This is a genomic window from Nesterenkonia sp. LB17, from assembly GCF_022565915.1.
Classification (GTDB): domain Bacteria; phylum Actinomycetota; class Actinomycetes; order Actinomycetales; family Micrococcaceae; genus Nesterenkonia.
Genome location: NZ_JAJOYX010000007.1, coordinates 35,111 through 55,029, shown reverse-complemented (window position 1 = coordinate 55,029; position 19,919 = coordinate 35,111). Strand labels below are relative to the sequence as shown.

The 19,919-nt window shown below is 66.1% G+C and carries 20 protein-coding genes; 14 read left to right on the top strand and 6 right to left on the bottom strand.

Features of this window, described 5'->3' with window-relative positions; translation table 11 throughout:
• Positions 1 to 57: 57 nt before the first annotated feature.
• The 4 genes from lysS to LTH96_RS12735 all read left to right on the top strand — a co-directional run bounded on the left by lysS (position 58) and on the right by LTH96_RS12735 (position 5,153).
• Positions 58 to 1,587, top strand: a complete 1,530-nt coding sequence (gene lysS, locus LTH96_RS12750; RefSeq protein WP_241466344.1) for a lysine--tRNA ligase — start codon at positions 58 to 60, stop codon at positions 1,585 to 1,587.
• A 79-nt stretch (positions 1,588 to 1,666) separates the two neighbouring features.
• On the top strand, positions 1,667 to 1,855 hold the full coding sequence (locus LTH96_RS12745; protein ID WP_241466343.1) for a hypothetical protein: 189 nt from the start codon (positions 1,667 to 1,669) through the stop codon (positions 1,853 to 1,855).
• Positions 1,856 to 2,108: 253 nt separating this feature from the next.
• Positions 2,109 to 2,411, top strand: coding sequence for an Lsr2 family protein (locus LTH96_RS12740; protein ID WP_036474614.1), 303 nt, complete (start codon positions 2,109 to 2,111; stop codon positions 2,409 to 2,411).
• A gap of 225 nt (positions 2,412 to 2,636) precedes the next feature.
• The gene (locus LTH96_RS12735; RefSeq protein ID WP_241466342.1) at positions 2,637 to 5,153 is read left to right on the top strand and encodes an ATP-dependent Clp protease ATP-binding subunit; all 2,517 of its coding nucleotides are present in this window, start codon (positions 2,637 to 2,639) and stop codon (positions 5,151 to 5,153) included.
• Positions 5,154 to 5,272: 119 nt separating this feature from the next.
• On the opposite strand, the gene LTH96_RS12730 is transcribed toward LTH96_RS12735, so the two are convergent.
• A complete protein-coding gene (locus tag LTH96_RS12730) occupies positions 5,273 to 5,731 on the bottom strand; it encodes a DUF3817 domain-containing protein (RefSeq protein WP_241466341.1) in 459 nt (152 codons plus the stop codon).
• Positions 5,732 to 5,832: 101 nt separating this feature from the next.
• On the opposite strand from LTH96_RS12730, the gene radA reads away from it, so the two are divergent.
• Positions 5,833 to 7,257, top strand: coding sequence for a DNA repair protein RadA (gene radA / locus LTH96_RS12725; protein WP_241466340.1), 1,425 nt, complete (start codon positions 5,833 to 5,835; stop codon positions 7,255 to 7,257).
• Here the strand turns inward: radA and LTH96_RS12720 are convergent.
• The 3 genes from LTH96_RS12720 to arsB are packed head-to-tail and all read right to left on the bottom strand — an operon-like array spanning position 7,249 to position 9,938.
• Positions 7,249 to 8,304 carry an A/G-specific adenine glycosylase gene (locus LTH96_RS12720; RefSeq protein WP_241466339.1) on the bottom strand — a complete coding sequence of 352 codons (1,056 nt, stop codon included), beginning with the start codon at positions 8,302 to 8,304 and terminating at the stop codon, positions 7,249 to 7,251. The two genes, radA and LTH96_RS12720, sit on opposite strands and share 9 nt — an antisense overlap.
• Before the next feature lie 59 nt (positions 8,305 to 8,363).
• Entirely contained in the window at positions 8,364 to 8,774 is a 411-nt protein-coding gene (locus tag LTH96_RS12715; protein ID WP_241466338.1) for an arsenate reductase ArsC, read from the bottom strand.
• A 36-nt stretch (positions 8,775 to 8,810) separates the two neighbouring features.
• Positions 8,811 to 9,938: an ACR3 family arsenite efflux transporter gene (gene arsB, locus LTH96_RS12710; protein WP_241466337.1), complete on the bottom strand. Its 1,128-nt coding sequence runs from the start codon at positions 9,936 to 9,938 to the stop codon at positions 8,811 to 8,813.
• A 158-nt stretch (positions 9,939 to 10,096) separates the two neighbouring features.
• Between arsB and LTH96_RS12705 the strand changes: the two genes are divergently transcribed.
• The 5 genes from LTH96_RS12705 to LTH96_RS12685 all read left to right on the top strand — a co-directional run bounded on the left by LTH96_RS12705 (position 10,097) and on the right by LTH96_RS12685 (position 13,497).
• Complete coding sequence (locus LTH96_RS12705; RefSeq protein ID WP_241466336.1) at positions 10,097 to 10,444, top strand: metalloregulator ArsR/SmtB family transcription factor; 348 nt, start codon at positions 10,097 to 10,099, stop codon at positions 10,442 to 10,444.
• Positions 10,444 to 10,968 (top strand): low molecular weight phosphatase family protein, encoded by a 525-nt coding sequence (locus LTH96_RS12700; protein ID WP_255728166.1) that lies wholly within the window; start codon positions 10,444 to 10,446, stop codon positions 10,966 to 10,968. The genes LTH96_RS12705 and LTH96_RS12700 overlap by 1 nt, the downstream gene beginning before the upstream one ends.
• A gap of 35 nt (positions 10,969 to 11,003) precedes the next feature.
• Positions 11,004 to 11,693: a hypothetical protein gene (locus LTH96_RS12695; protein WP_241466335.1), complete on the top strand. Its 690-nt coding sequence runs from the start codon at positions 11,004 to 11,006 to the stop codon at positions 11,691 to 11,693.
• 65 nt (positions 11,694 to 11,758) lie between these two features.
• Positions 11,759 to 12,265: an amino-acid N-acetyltransferase gene (locus tag LTH96_RS12690; RefSeq protein ID WP_241466334.1), complete on the top strand. Its 507-nt coding sequence runs from the start codon at positions 11,759 to 11,761 to the stop codon at positions 12,263 to 12,265.
• Between the two features lie 302 nt (positions 12,266 to 12,567).
• On the top strand, positions 12,568 to 13,497 hold the full coding sequence (locus LTH96_RS12685) for a hypothetical protein (RefSeq protein ID WP_241466333.1): 930 nt from the start codon (positions 12,568 to 12,570) through the stop codon (positions 13,495 to 13,497).
• 111 nt (positions 13,498 to 13,608) lie between these two features.
• On the opposite strand, the gene LTH96_RS12680 is transcribed toward LTH96_RS12685, so the two are convergent.
• Positions 13,609 to 14,754, bottom strand: coding sequence for an FUSC family protein (locus LTH96_RS12680; RefSeq protein WP_241466332.1), 1,146 nt, complete (start codon positions 14,752 to 14,754; stop codon positions 13,609 to 13,611).
• A gap of 275 nt (positions 14,755 to 15,029) precedes the next feature.
• On the opposite strand from LTH96_RS12680, the gene LTH96_RS12675 reads away from it, so the two are divergent.
• The 4 genes from LTH96_RS12675 to pstB all read left to right on the top strand — a co-directional run bounded on the left by LTH96_RS12675 (position 15,030) and on the right by pstB (position 18,861).
• Entirely contained in the window at positions 15,030 to 16,004 is a 975-nt protein-coding gene (locus tag LTH96_RS12675) for a phosphate ABC transporter substrate-binding protein PstS family protein (protein ID WP_241466331.1), read from the top strand.
• 82 nt (positions 16,005 to 16,086) lie between these two features.
• Positions 16,087 to 17,043: a phosphate ABC transporter permease subunit PstC gene (gene pstC, locus LTH96_RS12670; RefSeq protein ID WP_241466330.1), complete on the top strand. Its 957-nt coding sequence runs from the start codon at positions 16,087 to 16,089 to the stop codon at positions 17,041 to 17,043.
• A complete protein-coding gene (pstA, locus tag LTH96_RS12665; protein WP_241466329.1) occupies positions 17,040 to 17,966 on the top strand; it encodes a phosphate ABC transporter permease PstA in 927 nt (308 codons plus the stop codon). Before pstC ends, pstA begins: the two co-directional genes overlap by 4 nt.
• Positions 17,967 to 18,090: 124 nt before the next feature.
• Positions 18,091 to 18,861, top strand: a complete 771-nt coding sequence (gene pstB / locus LTH96_RS12660; protein ID WP_241466363.1) for a phosphate ABC transporter ATP-binding protein PstB — start codon at positions 18,091 to 18,093, stop codon at positions 18,859 to 18,861.
• A gap of 40 nt (positions 18,862 to 18,901) precedes the next feature.
• Here pstB and LTH96_RS12655 read toward each other — a convergent pair whose 3' ends face one another.
• On the bottom strand, positions 18,902 to 19,912 hold the full coding sequence (locus tag LTH96_RS12655) for an inorganic phosphate transporter (protein WP_241466362.1): 1,011 nt from the start codon (positions 19,910 to 19,912) through the stop codon (positions 18,902 to 18,904).
• Positions 19,913 to 19,919: the final 7 nt, after the last annotated feature.

Sequence of the window (19,919 nt, the reverse complement as noted above, 5' to 3'; positions counted from 1 at the left end):
GTGACGGGACTGCCGCCGCGATTCAGGCAGGGCGCACGGCACGTAGAATGGCCGACTGTGACTGCCCAGAATTCCGCCGCCTCCGGCGCCAATGACCTTGACACCCACGACCAGCGCGCCGTGCGCCTGGACAAGCGTGAGCGCCTGCTCGCCGCCGGGGTCCAGCCCTATCCGGTGAACGTCGAGCGCTCCGCCTCGCTGAGCGAGGTCCGGGAGCGCTTCCCGGACCTGGAGCCCGGGGCCTCCACCGGCGAGACGGTGGCGGTGACCGGTCGCGTGATGTTCGTGCGCAACACCGGCAAGCTGTGCTTCGCCACGCTGCAGGAGGGCGGCCCCGACGGCAGCGGAGTCCGGCTGCAGGCGATGATCTCCCTGGCCGAGGTGGGGGAGGCCGCGCTCGCCGACTGGAAGTCGCTCGTGGATCTCGGTGACCATGTCCGGGTCAGCGGTGAAGTCATCGCTTCGCGCCGCGGGGAGCTCTCCATCATGGCGAGCTCCTTCGAGATCGCCTCCAAGGCCGTGCGGCCGCTGCCGGTGCTGCACGCGGAGCTCAACGAGGAGACCCGGGTGCGTCAGCGCTACGCGGATCTGATCGTGCGGGACGAGGCGCGGCAGATGGTCTTCCGTCGTGCCGCGATCACCCGCTCCCTCCGCGAGACCCTGCACGGACGCGGCTACGTGGAGGTGGAGACCCCCATGTTGCAGCTGATCCACGGCGGCGCCCAGGCGCGGCCTTTCCAGACGCATCTCAACGCCTTTGATCAGGGCATGACGCTGCGCATCGCCACCGAGCTCTACCTCAAGCGCGCCGTGGTGGGCGGCATCGATCGGGTCTTCGAGATCGGCCGGGTCTTCCGCAATGAAGGTGTGGACTCCACGCATTCCCCGGAGTTCACCACGCTGGAGTCCTATGAGGCATGGGCGGACATGTACGTCATGGCCGAGCGGATGCGCGAGATGATTCTGAATGCAGCAGATGCCGCCGGGGCGAGCCGTCAGATCCCGACGGATCAGGGCGTCATCGACCTCGACGGCGAGTGGGCCTGGGTCTCGGTCTACCCGGGCCTCTCCGAGGCCGTGGGGCAGGAGATCACTCCTGAGACTCCCGCCGAGACGCTGCGCGCCGTCGCGGCCGCACGCGAGGTCTCCGTGGACCCGGCCTGGGACGCGCAGAAGCTGGTGATCGAGCTCTTCGCCGAGATCGTCGAGCCCACGCTGATCCAGCCCACCTTCGTCTGTGACTACCCGCCTGCGGCACAGCCGCTGGCCCGCGCCCACCGAGACAAGCCCGGCGTCATCGAGGCCTGGGACCTGATCATCGGGGGCATGGAGCGCGGGACCGCCTTCTCCGAGCTGGTGGACCCCGTGCTGCAGCGGGAACGCCTGGTGGAACAGGCCCGGATGGCGGCCGCCGGTGACGACGAGGCCATGCAGCACGACGAGGACTTCCTGCGGGCCCTGGAATATGGTGCACCACCGATGGGGGGCATCGGTCTGGGCGTCGACCGCCTGGTGATGCTCTTCACCGGCACCGGTATTCGCGAGACGATCCTCTTCCCGCTGCTGAAACCTGAAGCGCAGGCGTGAACGTCATGCCGCGCAAAGACGTAGCATGATTAGCAATGGCAGCGACAGTTTTTTAACCTGAATGTAAGCAAGGAATTCCATGGAAAATTTCTGGACGTACTTCGAAGTTCTTGCCCCCTCCATCGGCGTCGGGCTGGTCTTCTGGCTGGCTATCCGCGCCATCTTCCGGGCTGATCGGAATGAGCGCGCCGCCGAGATTCAGGTGCGCGAAGAGGCCTCTCAGCAGGGAGTTCAGCGCGATGAGCCGACTTCTGGCCCGCACAGCTGAACACCTGATCTGCTGCCGGATCCATGATTCTCATGGCGCTGTCATGGCCGTCTCCAGCCGAGAAACTGGTTCCATATGAGAATCATCTTCCGGGTCCGAAAAAGTAACAATCTCTCCAGCTTGACCGTGAATTGTATTTCTTGAAATACTTGGCTTCACATAGATCGTTCTTGATCTATCGCAGCGAGAAATGCGCCGAGCGAGATGAGACCCATTGCGTCTCGGCGTGTGAGTGAGCAGTGAGGTGTATGAGATGGCCCAGAAGGTGGAAGTGGTTCTCGTCGATGATCTTGACGGCAGCGAAGCAAAGGAGACGGTCACATTTGGGCTGGACTCCCGCTTTTATGAGATTGACCTCAGCGAAGAGCACGCCAAGGAGCTTCGCGAGACGCTGAAGAAGTACATCCGCAAGGGTCGGGCCATCGCCCCGCCCTCGCCGCAGAATGAAGCCCGTCAGATTCGTGACTGGGCCGTGAAGAACGGATATCAGGTCTCCAGCCGAGGTCGCTTGCACCGCGACATCGTAGAGGCCTACCGAAACGCCAAGAAGCGCTGATTCTGCGCACCCGTTGCGGTGCGGCGAAGACGACCGACCGAGGTTGGCCTCAAGCCCGGACGCAGCATGATGCTGCGGCCGGGCTTCGCTCGTGCCCGGCGCAGCGACCCTTCCGGGGAGCCGTCGGAGCAGGCAGAACTTTTCCCTATGGCGAACAGCGGCGACTAGACCGCGCGATGCCCGTAGCCTTGAGGCAGAGCACCAACGCTAGGAGTGTCTGTGGCTATGTTCGAGAGATTTACTGATCGCGCCAGGCGCGTGGTTGTGCTTGCCCAAGAAGAGGCACGCATGCTGAACCACAACTACATCGGCACCGAGCACATTCTGCTCGGCCTGATCCACGAAGGTGAGGGTGTCGCGGCCAAGGCCCTTGAGTCGCTGGACATCTCACTGACCGGCGTGCGCGAAAAGGTGCAGGAGAAGATCGGACCCGGCCAGAACGCGCCGAGCGGTCACATCCCCTTCACCCCGCGCGCCAAGAAGGTCCTGGAGCTCTCGCTGCGCGAGGCGCTCCAGCTGGGCCACAACTACATCGGCACCGAGCACATCCTGCTGGGCCTGATCCGTGAGGGCGAGGGTGTCGCAGCCCAGGTGCTCGTGGAGCTGAACGCCGACCTGAACAAGGTCCGCCAGCAGGTCATCCAGCTGCTCTCCGGCTACTCCGGGGGCAACCAGGAGAAGGCAGGCGCCGGCGTCGGACAGGGCGGCGCCAACGAGGGCACCCCGGCTGGATCCGTGGTGCTCGACCAGTTCGGTCGCAACCTCACAGCCGCCGCCCGCGAAGCGCAGCTGGACCCGGTGGTCGGCCGTGACTACGAGCGTGAGCGCGTGATGCAGGTGCTCTCCCGCCGCACCAAGAACAACCCGGTGCTGATCGGTGAGCCCGGCGTCGGCAAGACCGCCGTCGTCGAAGGCCTGGCCCAGGCCATCGTCAACGGCGATGTGCCGGAGCTGCTGAAGGACAAGCAGCTCTACACCCTGGACCTCGGGTCCCTGGTGGCCGGCTCGCGCTACCGAGGCGACTTCGAGGAGCGCCTGAAGAAGGTGCTCAAGGAGATCCGCACCCGCGGTGACATCATCTTGTTCATCGACGAGATCCACACTCTGGTCGGTGCAGGCGCCGCCGAAGGTGCGATCGACGCCGCGAACATCCTGAAGCCGCTTCTCGCCCGCGGTGAGCTGCAGACCATCGGCGCGACCACGCTCGATGAGTACCGCAAGCACATCGAGAAGGACGCCGCGCTGGAACGTCGCTTCCAGCCGATCCAGGTCGAGGAGCCCTCCGTGGAGGTCACCGTGCAGATCCTGCGCGGACTGCGCGACCGCTACGAGGCCCACCACAAGGTCTCCATCACCGAGGAGGCGCTTGAAGCCGCCGCCTCGCTGGCGAACCGGTACATCAACGACCGCTTCCTCCCGGACAAGGCCATCGACCTGATCGATGAGGCCGGCGCCCGGCTGCGGATCCAGAAGATGACCGCGCCGCCGGAGCTCAAGGAGTTCGACGGCAAGATCGAAGACGTCCGGCGGGAGAAGGAATCCGCCATCGACGCCCAGGACTTCGAGGGTGCTGCCAGCCTGCGTGACAAGGAGCAGAAGCTCGTCGAAGAGCGCCAGGCCAAGGAAGACGCCTGGAAGTCGGGCCAGATCGACGAGATCGCCGAGGTCGACGCCGATCTGATCGCCGAGGTCCTCGCGTTCTCAACCGGCATCCCGGTCTTCAAGCTCACCGAGCAGGAGTCCGATCGCCTCCGCCGCATGGAGGAGGAGCTGCACAAGCGGGTCATCGGTCAGGACGAGGCGGTGAAGTCGCTCTCCCGGGCGATCCGCCGCACCCGCGCCGGGCTCAAGGACCCCAACCGGCCCTCGGGCTCGTTCATCTTCGCCGGGCCCACCGGCGTCGGCAAGACCGAGCTGGCCAAGTCCCTGGCCGAGTTCCTCTTCGGCGACGAAGACGCCCTCATCACCTTGGACATGTCCGAGTTCTCCGAGAAGCACACGGTCTCCCGGCTCTTCGGCGCCCCTCCAGGCTATGTGGGCTACGAGGAGGGCGGTCAGCTCACCGAGAAGGTGCGTCGCCGTCCGTTCTCCGTGGTCCTCTTCGATGAGGTCGAGAAGGCCCACGCGGACCTGTTCAACTCGTTGCTGCAGATCCTCGAGGACGGTCGACTGACCGACTCCCAGGGCCGCGCCGTGGACTTCAAGAACACGGTGATCATCATGACCACCAACCTCGGCACCCGGGACATCTCCAAGAACGTGATGACCGGCTTCACCTCCAGCGGGGACACCTCGACCAACTACGAGCGGATGAAGGCCACGGTCAGCCAGGAGCTGCGCCAGCACTTCCGGCCCGAGTTCCTCAACCGTGTCGATGACACGATCGTGTTCCCGCAGCTCAAGCAGGAGGAGATCGTCCAGATCGTGGACCTCTTCGTGAACAGGCTGCGCTCACGGCTCGCCGAGCAGGCCATGACCCTTGAGGTCACCCAGCCCGCTCGGGTGTTCCTCGCCGAGACCGGCTACGATCCGGCGATGGGTGCCCGGCCGCTGCGCCGCACCATCCAGACCCTGATCGAGGACGAGCTCTCCGAGCGGATCCTCTACGGCGAGATCCCCCACGGCGCCGGCATCGAGATCGGCGTCGAGGGTGAAGGCAAGGAGCGCAAGCTCACCTTCGAGTGGCACGAGCCGCAGGATCAGATCGAGGCGTCAGAAGAGCCCGCCGCCATCGAGAGCTGATCCCTCGGGTCGGCCAGCGCTGACCCAGACATGAGTGAAGCGCCGTCGGAATCATCCGGCGGCGCTTCACTCATGTCTGGGTCCCTGCAACGCTGAAGCTCTCGGGCCTTCCGGGGCTGTCAGCCCCCGGGCGGGCCGATGATCAGCAGCACCACGAAGAGCATGACGACCCCGGCGCTCAGCACCCCGCCGACGAGCCCGGGCCGGTTCAGCAGCACCCGCAGTGCGCGGTCATGCCAGCTTCTGTCCCGCGGATCTTCGGTGAGCGCCGTGCGCCAGGGCCCCTCGAGCCGGCCGCTGCGCTTGAGCCAGAGATCCACCGGAATCGTCGCGTAGGGGATCACCGCGCTGATCACCGCCACCGAGGTGGGGCCGGCGCTCCAGCGCTGATTCTTCGCGACGATCACTGCGGTCGCGGCATAGGCCAGGAACACAAAGCCGTGGATGCCGCCGCCGATGCTCACCGCGATGTCCAGGCCGTTGGTCGCGCGCAGGATCATCCCGCCGATCAGCAGGGTCCAGGAGACGGCTTCGGCGAAGGCCAGCACGCGGAAGAACATCTTGGGGGAGCGGAACACAGGTCTCCTGAGTCGAAAGGGGGATGGGGGCTCCGAGCATCGTACGGGTTGTGACCGGGGTGCGCCGAAATGTGTCTGTGCCCCGCGGTAACGTAGGGACCATGGCAACTCGCACCGCGTCACGGAGTACGGGGAAGTCCCGGTCCAAGGGATCCCCGGCGTTTGAATGCACTGAATGTGGCTGGCAGACCGTCAAGTGGGTCGGCCGCTGCCCGGAGTGCCAGGCCTGGGGCTCGGTGGAAGAGAAGGGCCAGGTCACTGCCAGAACAACGGCGGCGAGCCAGCTTGCTCAGCCGGCCCGGGTGATCCACGAGGTGGATGCCTCCGAAGCGGAGTTCCGTCCCACCTCCATCGGGGAGCTGGACCGGGTGCTCGGCGGAGGGCTCGTCCCGGGCGCGGTGATCCTGATGGCCGGCGAGCCCGGCGTAGGCAAGTCCACGCTGCTGCTGCAGGTGGCCTCCGCGGTGGCCCGCGCCCACCCCGATGCCCCGGTGCTCTACCTGACCGGTGAGGAATCCGCAGCCCAGGTGAAGAAGCGCGCCGAACGCATCGACGCGATCTCCGACGGCCTCTACCTCGCCGCCGAATCCGATCTGGGCCAGGCGCTGGGCCAGGTGGAGAAGCTCTCACCCCAGCTGACGATCATGGACTCGGTGCAGACCTTCTCCTCGGCCGAGGTCGACGGCGCCCCCGGCGGCGTCACCCAGATCCGCGAGGTCACCGCCTCGATGATCGAGTCGGCCAAGCGCAAGAACATGACCACCATTCTGGTGGGGCATGTGACCAAGGACGGAAGCATCGCCGGGCCGCGGATGCTCGAGCACCTGGTGGATGTGGTCTGTCAGTTCGAAGGGGAGCGGCATTCCCGGCTGCGTCTGCTGCGCGCGGTGAAGAACCGTTACGGTCCCACCGATGATGTGGGCTGTTTCGATCTCAATGAGGACGGCCTGACCTCGCTGGCGGACCCCAGCGGGCTCTTCGTCTCAGCGATGACCGAACGCGTCCCCGGCACCTGCATCACCATCACCCTGGAAGGTCGCAGGCCGCTCACCGCAGAGGTCCAGGCCCTGGTGGCCGAGTCTCAGGCGGCCCAGCCCCGCCGTGCGGTCTCCGGCCTGGACTCGCCTCGGGTCTCGATGCTGCTCGCAGTGCTCCAGCGTCGCGCCAAGCTCACCGCGCTGATGAAGTCCGAGGCGTATGTGGCCACAGTGGGCGGGGTCAGGATCACTGAACCCGCGGCTGATCTCTCCATCGCTCTGGCGGTGGCCTCCGCGGCGCTGGAGAAGCCGCTGCCGAACCGGTTCGTGGCCTTCGGGGAGGTGGGCCTGGCTGGGGAGGTGCGCCCGGTGCCGGGTCTGCGTCAGCGACTGGAGGAGGCCCAGCGGCTGGGCTTCACCCATGCGATCGTCCCGCGCAGATCCACCGGCACGGAGAAGGACGCCACCCCGGAGGGGATGCGGGTCCGCGAGGTCGGCTCACTGGCCGAGGCGCTGAACCTGGTGCTCGACGGCGGCCAGTCAGGCTGAGCCTGCAGAATCTCTGGCGGCAGTTCCGGCAAGGACAGGCGCGGAGGCGCCCAGCCCACCGGGAAGGCTGATCTGCCCTTCATCGGCGGCGGCGAGCCCGTCGCGCAGCAGCGAGTCCAGGCACCGGCTCCGCTGTTCTTCCGCGGCCTCGGGCAGCGCCAGTCCGGCGAGAAGCTCCGTGCGCTCCACGGTCTGGCCCGTGCGCAGCACAGCCATGATCGCGCCACGCACCTGACGGTCTGTGCCCGCCCAGGCCTGGCCGCGGGTCTGCTGCTCCGCGGTGGGCGGTGGCGATCCTGCGGCACGCCAGGCACACAGGTCAGCCACCGGGCAGGACTGGCACTGTGGCGCGCGTGCGGTGCAGATCAGCGCCCCGAGCTCCATGGCCGAGGCGTTCCAGGCGCAGGCGGTGGCGCCGCCGTCGTGCTCGGTGGTGGGCATCAGCTCCTGGGCGAGCCGGCGCTGCGCGGAGGTGTAGGTCTTGCCCGGCAGGGCGTGTCCGGTGAAGGCTCGGGCGTGGACTCGTCGGATATTGGTGTCCACCACAACTTCGGGCTCCTGAAAGGCGAAGCAGGCCACGGCGGCGGCGGTGTACTCGCCCACTCCCGGCAGTGCGCGCAGCTCCGTCGCAGCGCTGGGCACCTTCCCGCCGTGGCGTTCGACCATGGCCGCCGCGGCGGCCTGCAGTCGCAGTGCGCGGCGTGGGTAGCCGAGCCGGTCCCAGGCGGTGAGGATCTCCGCGGTCGGCGCCGCAGCGAGGTCAGCCGGGCGAGGCCAGCGCTTCATCCAGAGCTCCCAGCGAGGGAGAACCCGGACCACCGGGGTCTGCTGCAGCATGATCTCGCTGACCAGCACGCCCCAGGGGGTGCAGCCGGGCTCACGCCAGGGAAGCGGGCGGGCGTTGTCCTCGAACCACTCGATCACACGGTCATGGACCAGCGTGGGCTCGGGCGTGAAGCCAACGTCGGGACGGACGGAGCCGTCCCGAGCGGCAGCAGGAGGGCTCGCGGGAGTGGCGCTGGCGGGAGACTCGGCGGCGGGTGTCATCGCCATGAGTCTAGAGAATCTCGGCCTCCGCCGTGCTCAGCTGGTGGAACCGGCTGAGCTCAGACCTTCACGTTCAGGCTGCCGAGAAGCTGGCGCACGCGGGTGCGGATGTCATCGCGGATCACCCGGACCTTCTCGAGGCTCTGCCCTGCCGGGTCATCGAGCTTCCAGTCCTCGTAGCGCTTGCCCGGGTAGAACGGGCACTCGTCCCCGCAGCCCATGGTGATGACCACGTCGGACTGCTTCACCGAATCATCGGTGAGCTTCTCAGGTGTGTTCTCCGAGATGTCGATCCCGAGCTCCGCCATGGCTTCCACCGCGATGGGGTTCAGCGACTCCTTCGGCGCCGTGCCGCCGGAGAACACCTCTACGGCATCACCGGCGATCTCGCGAAGGAATCCGGCGGCCATCTGCGAGCGCCCAGCGTTGTGGACGCAGACGAAGAGGACGGTGGGCCTGGGGGTGCTCATGGTGTTCCTTCCGAGAAGCTGTGAGAACAGTGGGGGTCAGAGACTGTGTGGGGCAGCTGCAGCGATCGGGCTCTCCTGCTTGGCGGGGATGTTCGATCCGATGAAGAACCGGCGCGCCCACAGCGCCACGTAGACCAGCGCGACCAGCACCGGGACCTCGATCAGCGGGCCGACGACTCCTGCCAGGGCCTGACCGCTGGTGGCGCCGAAGGTGGCGATGGATACCGCGATGGCGAGTTCGAAGTTGTTGCCGGCCGCGGTGAAGGACAGCGTGGTGGTGCGCTCGTAGCCCATCCGCAGCATCCAACCGATGACCATCGAGGCGGCGAAGATGACCACGAAGTAGACCAGCAGCGGGACGGCGATCCGGACCACGTCCATCGGACTACTGAGCACCTGTTCGCCCTGCAGCGCGAAGAGCACCACGATCGTGAAGAGCAGGCCGTAGAGCGCCCAAGGGCCGATCCTCGGCAGGACCTTGGCCTCGTACCATTCGCGACCCCGGGCTCGTTCGCCAAGGGTGCGGGTGAGGTACCCGGCGAGCAGCGGGATGCCCAGGAAGACCAGCACCGAGACCGTGATCGCAACGATGGAGAACTCGGCCGAGGTGGTCTCCAACCCGAGCCAGCCCGGCAGGACCTGCAGGTAGAACCAGCCCAGCACGCCGAACATGAAGACCTGGAACACAGAGTTGATGGCCACCAGCACCGCAGCAGCCTCACGATCACCGCAGGCCAGATCGTTCCAGATCAGCACCATGGCGATGCAGCGGGCGAGACCGACGATGATCAGCCCGGTGCGGTACTCCGGCAGATCGGCGAGGAAGACCCAGGCCAGGACGAACATGAAGGCCGGTGCGAGGATCCAGTTGATCAGCAGCGAAGTGACGACCAGCTTCTTGTCCGAGAGCACCCGGCCGGTCTCGTTGTAGCGGACCTTCGCCAGCACCGGGTACATCATGATCAGCAGTCCGATGGCTATCGGCAGCGAGACGCCTGCCACCTCCATGGACTCCATCGCCACACCCACCTGGGGGACGACGGCGCCCAGCGCCAGTCCCAGCCCCATGGCCGCGATGATCCACACGGGGAGGAAGCGATCGAGCACCGAGAGCTTGGCCACCACGGCCGAGGGGTCCGGGACGGGTGGGGCAGACTGGCTCACAAACACTCCTGGGAAGATCGACAAACTTCGATGCCCCGAGTATCGTCAGAAACATCGATGCATGTCAATCCATGTGACGTTCGCCATGGGGGCAGGCTGGGACGATAGAGCTCGGAGCACTGCTCCCAAGACCGATGACGAACCCTCGAGGAGAAGCGATGATCACCCAGATCGACTGCACGCCCCCGCAGGCGCCCCTGGCGGAGAGCGTCACGCTGGACCCAGAGGGCGCCGCCGAGCTCGCCGTCGGATTCAAGGCGCTCGCGGACCCGAATCGCATCACGCTGCTCACCCTGATCGCCGCCGAGGAGACCGGGGAGGCCTGCGTCTGCGACCTCACCGAGCCGCTCGGCCTCGGCCAGCCCACCGTCTCCCACCACCTGAAGGTGCTGGTCGATGCCGGATTGCTCATTCGTGAGAAGCGCGGCACCTGGTCCTACTACTCGGTGGTGCCCGGCGCCCTGCAGGACCTCTTCAACTCCATGACCGAAAGGACCGCACACTGATGCGCGAGACGACCACCCCGGAGAACTCCACGAGACCCTCGGATCAGCCGGTGCGCGGCGCAGAGGAGGAGGTCGCCCCGGTGGCGCACTCCACTGAGCGCGCCGAGAAGCCAGCGGTGCTCTTCGTGTGCGTGAAGAACGGCGGCAAATCTCAGATGGCCGCCGGGCTGATGCGCCAGGACCTCGCTGCGGCGGGACTCGAGGGCGCCGTCGTCGTCTCCTCGGCCGGCACGCGGCCGGGTTCGAAGGTCCATGCGCTCTCGACAGAGGTGCTTGCGGAGATCGGGGCCGACATCGCCGGAGAGACTCCCACCCAGCTGACCCCGGAGGCGATGCGTGAGGCTGGGCACGTCGTGATCATCGGTGCCGAAGCTGAAGTGGAGCCATTGGAGGGTGTTGAGATCGAACGCTGGGAGGTCGATGAGCCCAGCAGCCGCGGGATCGAAGGGCGGGAGCGCATGGAGCTGGTCCGCGATGACATCCACCTGCGCGTGCGCGAGCTCAGGGAACGCCTGCTCGGCTGAGAAACAGCGCCAGTCTCCTCCGCTAACCTGGGGCCATGGGTTCCCAGCGAAGGCGGCAGTCTGCCGAGGTGTACAGGCGCCGACGCATCCTGGTCGGGGTGCTCGCCGTGGTGCTGCTGGTCCTTGCAGGATGGCTCACCGGCCTCGCCATGGGCGGGGGCCAGGACACGGACGAGGCCGATCCGCAGGAGGCCGCTGAGGGTGCCGCTGCGCAGGACGAGGCAGGTTCAGATCCAGGGTCCCAGAATGACTCGCAGCCAGGCTCCGAGGACTCCGCCGACGCCGACGGCCAGGACTCCGAGGCGGAGGCGCCTCAGGACCAGCCTCCCGAGGATGGCAGCTGCCGCACCGGCGATCTCGAGGTTCGGGCATCCACCGGTTCAGAGTCCTACGGACCTGGCTACGCCCCCAGGCTGGTCATGGAGGTGGAGAACACCGCCGACTACGCCTGTGAGGCTGACCTGGGTACGGCGGAGCAGGAGTTCCTGGTCGAGCACGCCGGAGCCACCGTCTTCTCCACCGCCGAATGCTCCGTCTCCCGAGAGTCGCTTCCGGTGCAGCTGGAGCCGGGCCAGGTGGAGCAGGCGCATTTCACGTGGCCACGCTCAGACTCAGCCGAGGACTGCGCAGAGCCGATCGCGCTGAATCCCGGCAGCTATCAGCTGACCGTGAGCCTCAGCGGCATCCGTTCGGAGCCGCATGACTTCACCCTGAACGAGGGCTGATCGACTCAAGTGCAGTCCGCGATGCGCAGCCCGCCTGGCTCTGCGTCCGCGCTTAGACTGTGCCGATGGGTTCCTTCATCATCAGGCCGGCGCGCACCGCCGATGTCGCCGCGATCATGGGCATGGCGGAGCCCCTGGTGGATCAGCGCGTGCTGGTGCACAAGGAGGCCGTCGCCTACTACGAGGCGATCCAGGAGTTCGTCGTCGCCGAAGCCCAGGACGGTGCCCTGATCGGGTTCGGCGCCCTGCACGTGATGTGGAAGGACCTCGCCGAAGTGCGCACCCTGGCCACCGATTCCCGCTGTCGGGGTCACGGAGTGGGTTCAGGACTGCTGAAAGAGCTCACGGCTCGTGCCCACGCCCTCGGTGTCAGCAGGGTGTTCTGCCTGACCTTCGAGGTGGAGTTCTTCACCCGGCATGGCTTCGGGATCATGGATGACCAGGCGGCGGTGGATCCGGAGGTCTACACCGAGCTGCTGCGTTCACCTGATGAAGGTGTCGCGGAGTTCCTGGACCTCGCCCGGGTCAAGCCCAACACCTTGGGCAACACCAGGATGATCCTGCAGCTCTAGATGTATTGAGTCACGACGTCGATGACACCTGATTGGCAGGACTCGTTCCGATGTTGGCGCGGATGCGATCAGCGCTGCGACCGGGTCAGGATCTCCACGAGAAGGTCTCGCTCGCCAGGGGCCGCGCCGAGGGGGCCCACGTTGACGAAGGTCATGGCTCCGACTGTGGACGAGAAGGGTTGCAGCCGCTTCACCTGCCATGGACGTCGCATCAACCGCCGCCGTACCGGGTCTGGGAGACGCAGACCCTCTCGCCACTGATCGACCGTCGGTTAGGGTGCTTGTGACGAAGGCGGCACATCATGGACCGAGCATGGGTGACATGGACGGCAGCTGCGGTGCTGCTCCTGGGGGCAGGCTCTGTCGGCTGCGGGCGGCCGTACCTGCACGCGGTGGATGACGGGGTGTACGGCGCGCTGCTCCCTACGACGGAGCAGTGGGCCGAGGAGGGGTCTGAGGGGATCCCGGGAGGCTACGCCGCTCTCAGCGCCGACGGCGCGGAGCGTGTCGTGCTGCGGATCGAGGACGACACTGTCACGTTCGAGCTGGACGGGGAGAGCGCGGTGACCCGACAGGTGGTGCAACGCCGCGACATCCAGGACAGCGAGGGATCGGGCCCGTTCAAGGCCGACTCCCAGGCCCTGGCCCTGGGGGATGAGCCTCTGGTCCTGGGCTCGCTGACGATCAGCGACCCGGTGATCTGGTACGCCGGAGGCTATGACAGCACCGAGGTGGTCGCGATCAAGCCGTGGGACCCCGAAGAGCGGGGGCCGATCGTGCAGTGCGCGGCCGCGGACGAGCAGTGCCTGGCGCTTCCGGTCGGCGAGAGCCTGGTCGGAGATCCGATCGGTGACTACACGGACATGACCCGGCCCGGCGCTGCGGAGAACCCGGTTACCGGCATTCGGGTGACCGCCACGGACATCGTGTACACGCTCGACACCGGACAGGAGGTGCGCAGCAGCCGTGCGGAGGAGACCCTCATCCAGGCATGTGCTCTCTGGAAGTCGGCGGTGTGGCCAGTCCCAGCCGAGATCGGTCTCTCCTTCGACGAACCTGTGCTCGTGGAGACCAGCTGCCCCTTGCCCTCCGGGGAGGCGCCCAGACTCACCGTGATGGAACGCGCCTCGCTCCCCGTGCTCGCGCCGTTGGAGCCTCATCGGGCCGGGCAGTGGTGCCGGCCGGGGCCAGACTGCCTGTGGTTCGTCGACGAGGAAGGCGGCCCTGGCTGAGCGCGACAGCCTCACCCCGGCGACCAGGCCATGTCTGAGCGTGCACATTCATCCGCGTGTGGCACTAGCCGGCCTGAGTCACGACGTAGGTGACACCTGGTTGGCGGGGCCTCAAAGCTCGGGCAGCTGCTCGGTGGCGTCTTCGTGGCTGGCCCCTGTCGCCTGAAGCATGTCCACCACCAGCGTGCGCAGCAGCAGCACCACCGTCTCACCCTCGAGCGTCCCGATGCCCAGCGATTTCGGGTGCAGCCGCTGGGCCAGAGCGGACAGTGCCTCCTGGGCGGTGTTCATCCGGCGCGTGTAGGCCGAGCCAGGTTCAGACACTGCCTGGGAGAGCAGCAGCGAGCCGTCGGCGAACTCGTCCAGCACCGCCGAGAGGTTCGCCACCGCTTCGTCACTGAGGGTGGCGTGGTCCACGGTGCTGATGATCCGGCGTGCCACCACCCGCATGCTGCGCACCGAGAGGTCCACGTGGTCCGCGACCTCGGCCATGTGCCGGACGTAGTGGCGGTGCTTGCGGTAGGCGGGGGAGAAGACCGTCAGCTCCTTGGCTGAACGCACCGCATCGCGCAGCTCATCGATCTGCGGCTGCAGGCCGCGGCAGCGGATCAGCGAGTGCCAGGCCTGGCGCGAGTCTGAGTTCCGCACCGCCTCGGCGACGTCGCGCAGCGAGGCGGTCATCGCGTCCACCACGCTCTTGAGCTCAGCGATCGGCTCGCGGCGCGGGTCCTTCGGGGTCAGCAGCGTGATCGCCAGCGCCACCGCACCGCCGACGATGGCGTCCAGGCTGCGTGTGAACGGGCCGAGTGCGGCTGCCTCGGGGGGCGGGATCAGCACCACCAGGAGGGCCTGGAGGCCCATCTGCATGGCCAGCACCGGTCCTGAGTCCAGGAATCGGGCCAACATGATGGAGAGGAAGAGGACCAGCGTGGCGGTGCCCAGGTTTGAGCCGAGCTGGTGCAGCAGCAGGTCACCGATGAGGATGCCCAAGGTGCAGCCCACGCTGACCTCGAGGACCTTGCGCATCCGTGGTTCTTTGGTGAAGCCCAGCGCGATCATCGCAGCGATGGCCGCGAAGAGCGGATCGTCGTGGCCCAGGACCCGTTCAGCAATCGTGTAGGCACCCACGCCGGCCACGGTCATCTGCAGCGCAGGAATCACCGAGCGTCGCATCCTGCGGGCACCGACCTTGACTCGGCGCTGCGTGAAGCGGCGCGCACGGGCCAGCAGTGGGGGAGTGGAGCGCTCGGTCGTCACCCCATGAGTGTAGGCCGCGACCAGTCCCGGGGATACGAGGAGCCTCACATCCGCCAGGCCTCCGGTGTGGTGCAGGACACACCGGTGAGGCGCGCCAGTTCACCGAGCGTTCATCTTAAGTGGGCACCTTGGCCACCTGTTGAGCGGCCCACTGTCACTTGCCCCTCCTAATGTGATTCGAGGTTCGCCGAGGCATCCGCGGAGAACCTCATAAGGCTTGAAAAACGGCGCTTCCTCGCGCTTGATGAATCACTCAGAGAGGCATACCCGTGAAGATGAGAACTTTTGGTCGTTCAACGGCCATCCTGTCCATTGCAACCCTGGCACTGGTCGGATGTGGCGACGGCGGAGAAGAGGGCGAAGCTGAGACTGGCACCGAAGAGGGCGGCAACGGGGCCTCAGGCCAGGTCACCATCGACGGCTCGTCGACCGTGGCGCCGCTCGGTGAGGCTGCAGCTGAGATGTTCATGGAGGAGAACCCCGACGTCCAGGTGACGGTCGGCACCTCCGGCACCGGTGGCGGCTTCGAGAGCTTCTGCCGCGGCGAAACCGACATCTCCGAGGCCTCCCGCTCGATCTCCGATGAAGAGATCGCGGCATGTGATGAAGCGGGAATCGCGTACGAGGAGATCGGTGTCGCGAACGATGCGATCTCGCTCATCGTCAACGAGGAGAACGACTTCCTGCAGTGTGCCTCTGTTGAGGAGCTCTCCGAGGTCTGGAACCAGGACTCGGAAGCGACCAACTGGTCTGACATCGATCCTTCCTACCCGGATGAGCCTATCGAGCTCTACGGCCCCGGCACCGACTCCGGCACCTTCGACTACTTCACCGAGGCGATCAACGGTGAAGAGGGCAACATCCGCGCCGACTACAACGACATCGGTGAGGACGATTTCGCCGCCATCACCGGCACCTCCGGCAACGAGTTCGCCATGGCCTTCGTCCCGCTCTCCTACACGATCGAGGCCGAGGCAGAGCCGATCCGCACCCTCGAGATCGAGAATGAAGACGGCGACTGCGTCGAGCCGGCCACCGAGACCGTCCAGGACGGCAGCTACAACCCACTGGGTCGCCAGCTGTTCATGTACCCATCGGACCTCGCCCTCGAGCGCACCGAGGTACAGGACTTCCTGGCTTTCACGCTGGAGAACAACGAGGCCCTCGCCGAGGCTGCGAACTTCATCCCGCTTACCGAGGACCAGGCCACCGAGGCACAGGCAACTGTGGACGAGCTCGCCGGGAACTGATCTACCCCACAGCGGAGGCTCGGTGCCCTCTCCAGGGCGCCGAGCCTTCGTTCTTCACGTTTTTCACAGCAGAAGGAGCAAGGTGAGCACTACGACGCGAACCGACCGGCCCAGTGTGGTCCTGGTCGCGCAGTCCTCTCGCTGGGGCGAGAAGCTGATCCAATTCTGGCTTGGTTTCTGCGCGATCGCCTCGGTCATCATCACGGTCGGCATCGTTCTGGCCCTGTTCTCGCCGCTGCCTGAATTCTTCAGCCGGGTCGATTTCCGGGAGTTCTTCTCCACCGACACCTGGGCGCCGGCGCTGGCCACCCCCAGCTTCGGTGTCTGGAACATCGTCGTCGGCACCCTGAACGTCACCATGTACGCGCTCATCGTCGCGCTCCCGGCAGGGCTGGGCGCCGCGATCTACCTCAGCGAGTTCGCCGGTCGGCGTGCCCGGAAGGTATTGAAGCCGATCCTCGAGGTGCTCGAAGGCGTCCCCACCGTCGCCTACGGCATCTTCGCCTTCACCTTCGTCACGCCGCTGCTGCGTGACAACTGGCCCACCTGGCTGCCCGGCGATCTCGGAGATCCCCCAGGGATCTTCTCGGCCGGCGCCGCAGGCATCGTGCTGGGCATCATGATCATCCCGACCGTCGCTTCCATTGCAGAAGATTCAATGTCTGCAGTGCCGCGCTCGCTGCGCGAAGGCGCCTATGGACTTGGCAGCACACGCATGCAGGTCGCGACCAAGGTCGTCGTTCCCGCCGCGCTCTCAGGCATCGTCGCCGGGTTCGTCCTCGGTGTGTCTCGCGCCATCGGCGAGACGATGGTCGTGCTCCTGGCCGCAGGTGCCAGCCCCAACATGACTCTGATGCCCAACGAATCGGTCCTGCCGATGACAGCGTTCATCGGACGCACCGCCACGGGCGACATCTCCGCCGGCACCGATGTCTACTTCACGATCTTCGCAGTGGGTGCCCTGCTGTTCACCATGACCTTCGTGATGAACATGATCTCCATCGCCCTCGTCCGCCGATTCCGGGAGAAGTACGAATGATGAGCACGCGCGCCGAGAAGGCGTCAACTGCCGCCCGCGACACCACCCGCCGCATCGCGATGGGCAAGCGCAGTGGCATCTGGAAGGAAGAGCTGTTCAAGTACGTCCTGATCCTGTGCATCGTGATCGCCTTCGTCACGCTGCTGGCGCTCATCATCCATTCGGCATGGCTGGGTCGTTCACGTCTGGACCTCAACCTCATCACGCAGATGCCCTCCACGCTGGATCCAGAGACCTCCGGAATGCAGTCTGCGATCTGGGGCACCGTGATCCTCATGGTCGGTGTGCTGGTGACGGTGGTCCCGTTGGGCATCTCCGCAGCGGTCTACCTGGAGGAGTACGCGGACACCGAACGCTGGTGGAATCGGTTCATCGAGCTGAACATCCAGAACCTCGCTGCGGTCCCGTCCATCGTCTTCGGCATCCTGGGGCTGGCCTACGTGGTCCGTGAGGGCTTCGCCTTCGGGCCGGTGGCCTACGCCGGCTCACTCACTCTGGCGATGCTGGTCCTGCCCACGGTGATCCTCGCATCCCGCGAAGCGCTCAAGGCCGTGCCGGACTCGATCCGACAGGCGTCATACGGCATGGGCGCCACCAGATGGCAGACGGTCTGGCACCAGGTGCTGCCCGTCGCCGTCCCCGGCATGATCACCGGCACGATCCTTGCCATGTCTCGGGCCATCGGTGAGACGGCTCCGCTGCTGCTCGTCGGTGCCACGACCTTCGTGACCTTCAACCCAGACAGCGCCTTCAGCGGCGCGTACACCGCGATCCCGGTGCAGATCTTCCAGTGGGCCTCACGTCCGCAGCCGGAGTTCCGCGAACTCGCGGCCGCTGGTGTGATCCTGCTGATAGCCGTGCTGCTGATCATGAACTCCGCGGCGATCTGGCTGCGCAACCGCTACTCTCGCTACGACCTGTGAGTCACGCGCGCTCCTCCATCTTCACGACTTGCTCTGCACCACTGATCGACAAGGACCCAGGACTATGACTTCACAGACCAGCACAGATGCTTTCACCGACACCCGCGGTCACGTTCCTCCGGTGATGGCGACCAGGGGGCTCAATGTCTATTACGGGGATTTCCACGCCGTGGACGACGTGAACCTCGACTTCAACCGCCGTGAGGTCACCGCGCTCATCGGTCCCTCGGGCTGCGGCAAGTCAACGGTGCTGCGCAGCCTGAACCGGATGAACGACCTGATTCCCTCGGCGCGGATCGAGGGTGAGGTCACGTATCACGGTCAGAACATCTACCAGCCGAAGATCGACCCGATCGAAGTGCGGCGCCGCATCGGCATGGTCTTCCAGAAGCCCAACCCCTTCCCGAAGTCCATCTTCGACAACGTCGCCTACGGACCGCGGGTGACCAAGATGAAGGTCGATTCGATGAGTGACCTGGTGGAGCAGTCGCTTCGCCGCGCGGCTCTCTGGGATGAGGTCAAGGACAACCTGAAGGGCTCGGCATTCGGGCTCTCCGGCGGCCAGCAGCAGCGACTGTGCATCGCTCGTGCGATCGCCACGTCTCCCGACGTGATCCTGCTCGACGAGCCGTGCTCCGCACTCGATCCGATCGCCACCGCCGCGATCGAGGATCTGATGACAGACCTCAAACAGGAGTACACCCAGATCATCGTCACGCACAACATGCAACAGGCCGCCCGGATCTCTGACACGACCGCGTTCTTCACCGCTGGCCTCGATCAGGACAACGGAAAGCGTATCGGGCGCCTGGTGGAGTACAACGACACCTCCACCATCTTCAACAACCCGGCCGAGAAGTCCACCGAGGACTACGTCTCCGGACGCTTCGGCTGACCATTCTGCTGCTGGCTGGGCGCGTCCGATCAGGACGCGTCTAACCGAGCAGCAGACTCATCACCGTGGTGAGCAGCGCCGTCACTGTGGCGGCGACCAGTGGGGTCAGCACCCAGTAGAGGCAGATCCGGCGGAACTGACGCCAATGGACTGTGGCGAAGCGCTGATTCGATCCAGCCCCGATCACCGATGAAGCCGCGGTCAGTGACGTGGACAGCGGCAGCGCGAACCCCAGTGAACCGACGAAGAGCAGTCCCGAAGTGGTGGTTGTGGCCACCATGCCGCGCAGCGGGTCGATGTCCACCAGACGATGGCCCAGCGTGTGAGCGATTCGCCACCCTCCGGTCAGGCAGCCAGCACCGATCAGCAGCGCGAACGCGACATACGCGTAGGGCAACGAGGCCTCAGCCGCTTCGATCTGCGCTGCCGTTGAGGCGGTGATCAGCACGAAGGAAAACCGTTGACCCTGCTGCAGCCCGGTGCCCAGGGATGTGACGCCGACGCTCACCGACTGCGCCATGCGGGAGGTGGAGTTGACGGCGTCGGGATCACCACCGCGAGCGAAGCGCACAGCCGCGAAGACCAGCAGGTAGGCCAGCCCGAACGCGACCAGCGGAGACAGCAGGAGCGTGAGCACGACCCCGACCCACGGCATGGCAAGAACTTCCGCGAAGTCGAGATCCGCGACGACCGCGGCAGCCAGGGTGCCCCCGAGGAATGCCGCCAGCAGAGCATGGGTGATTGATGTCGGCATTCCCCTGAGGTAGGTGAAGATATTCCACCCAAGCAGGGTCGACGCCGCGCAGAGCGTCACCGTCAGCAGCAGTACTGGATCCATCTCCGGGAATTCGAACCAGGTGAAGAGGTAGATCCCCAGCGGGAGAGTGAGCAGAACCCCCAGGGCGTTGAAACCCGCCGCCACACGTGTCGCCACCCGAGGTGTGAGCGCCCTGGTGCGCACCGGAATGGCGATGGCATTGGGAACATCATGGAGCCCGGCCACGTAGGCATTGGGAACCAGCACCAGACAGATGAGTCCGAGCAGGATCATCTCCACG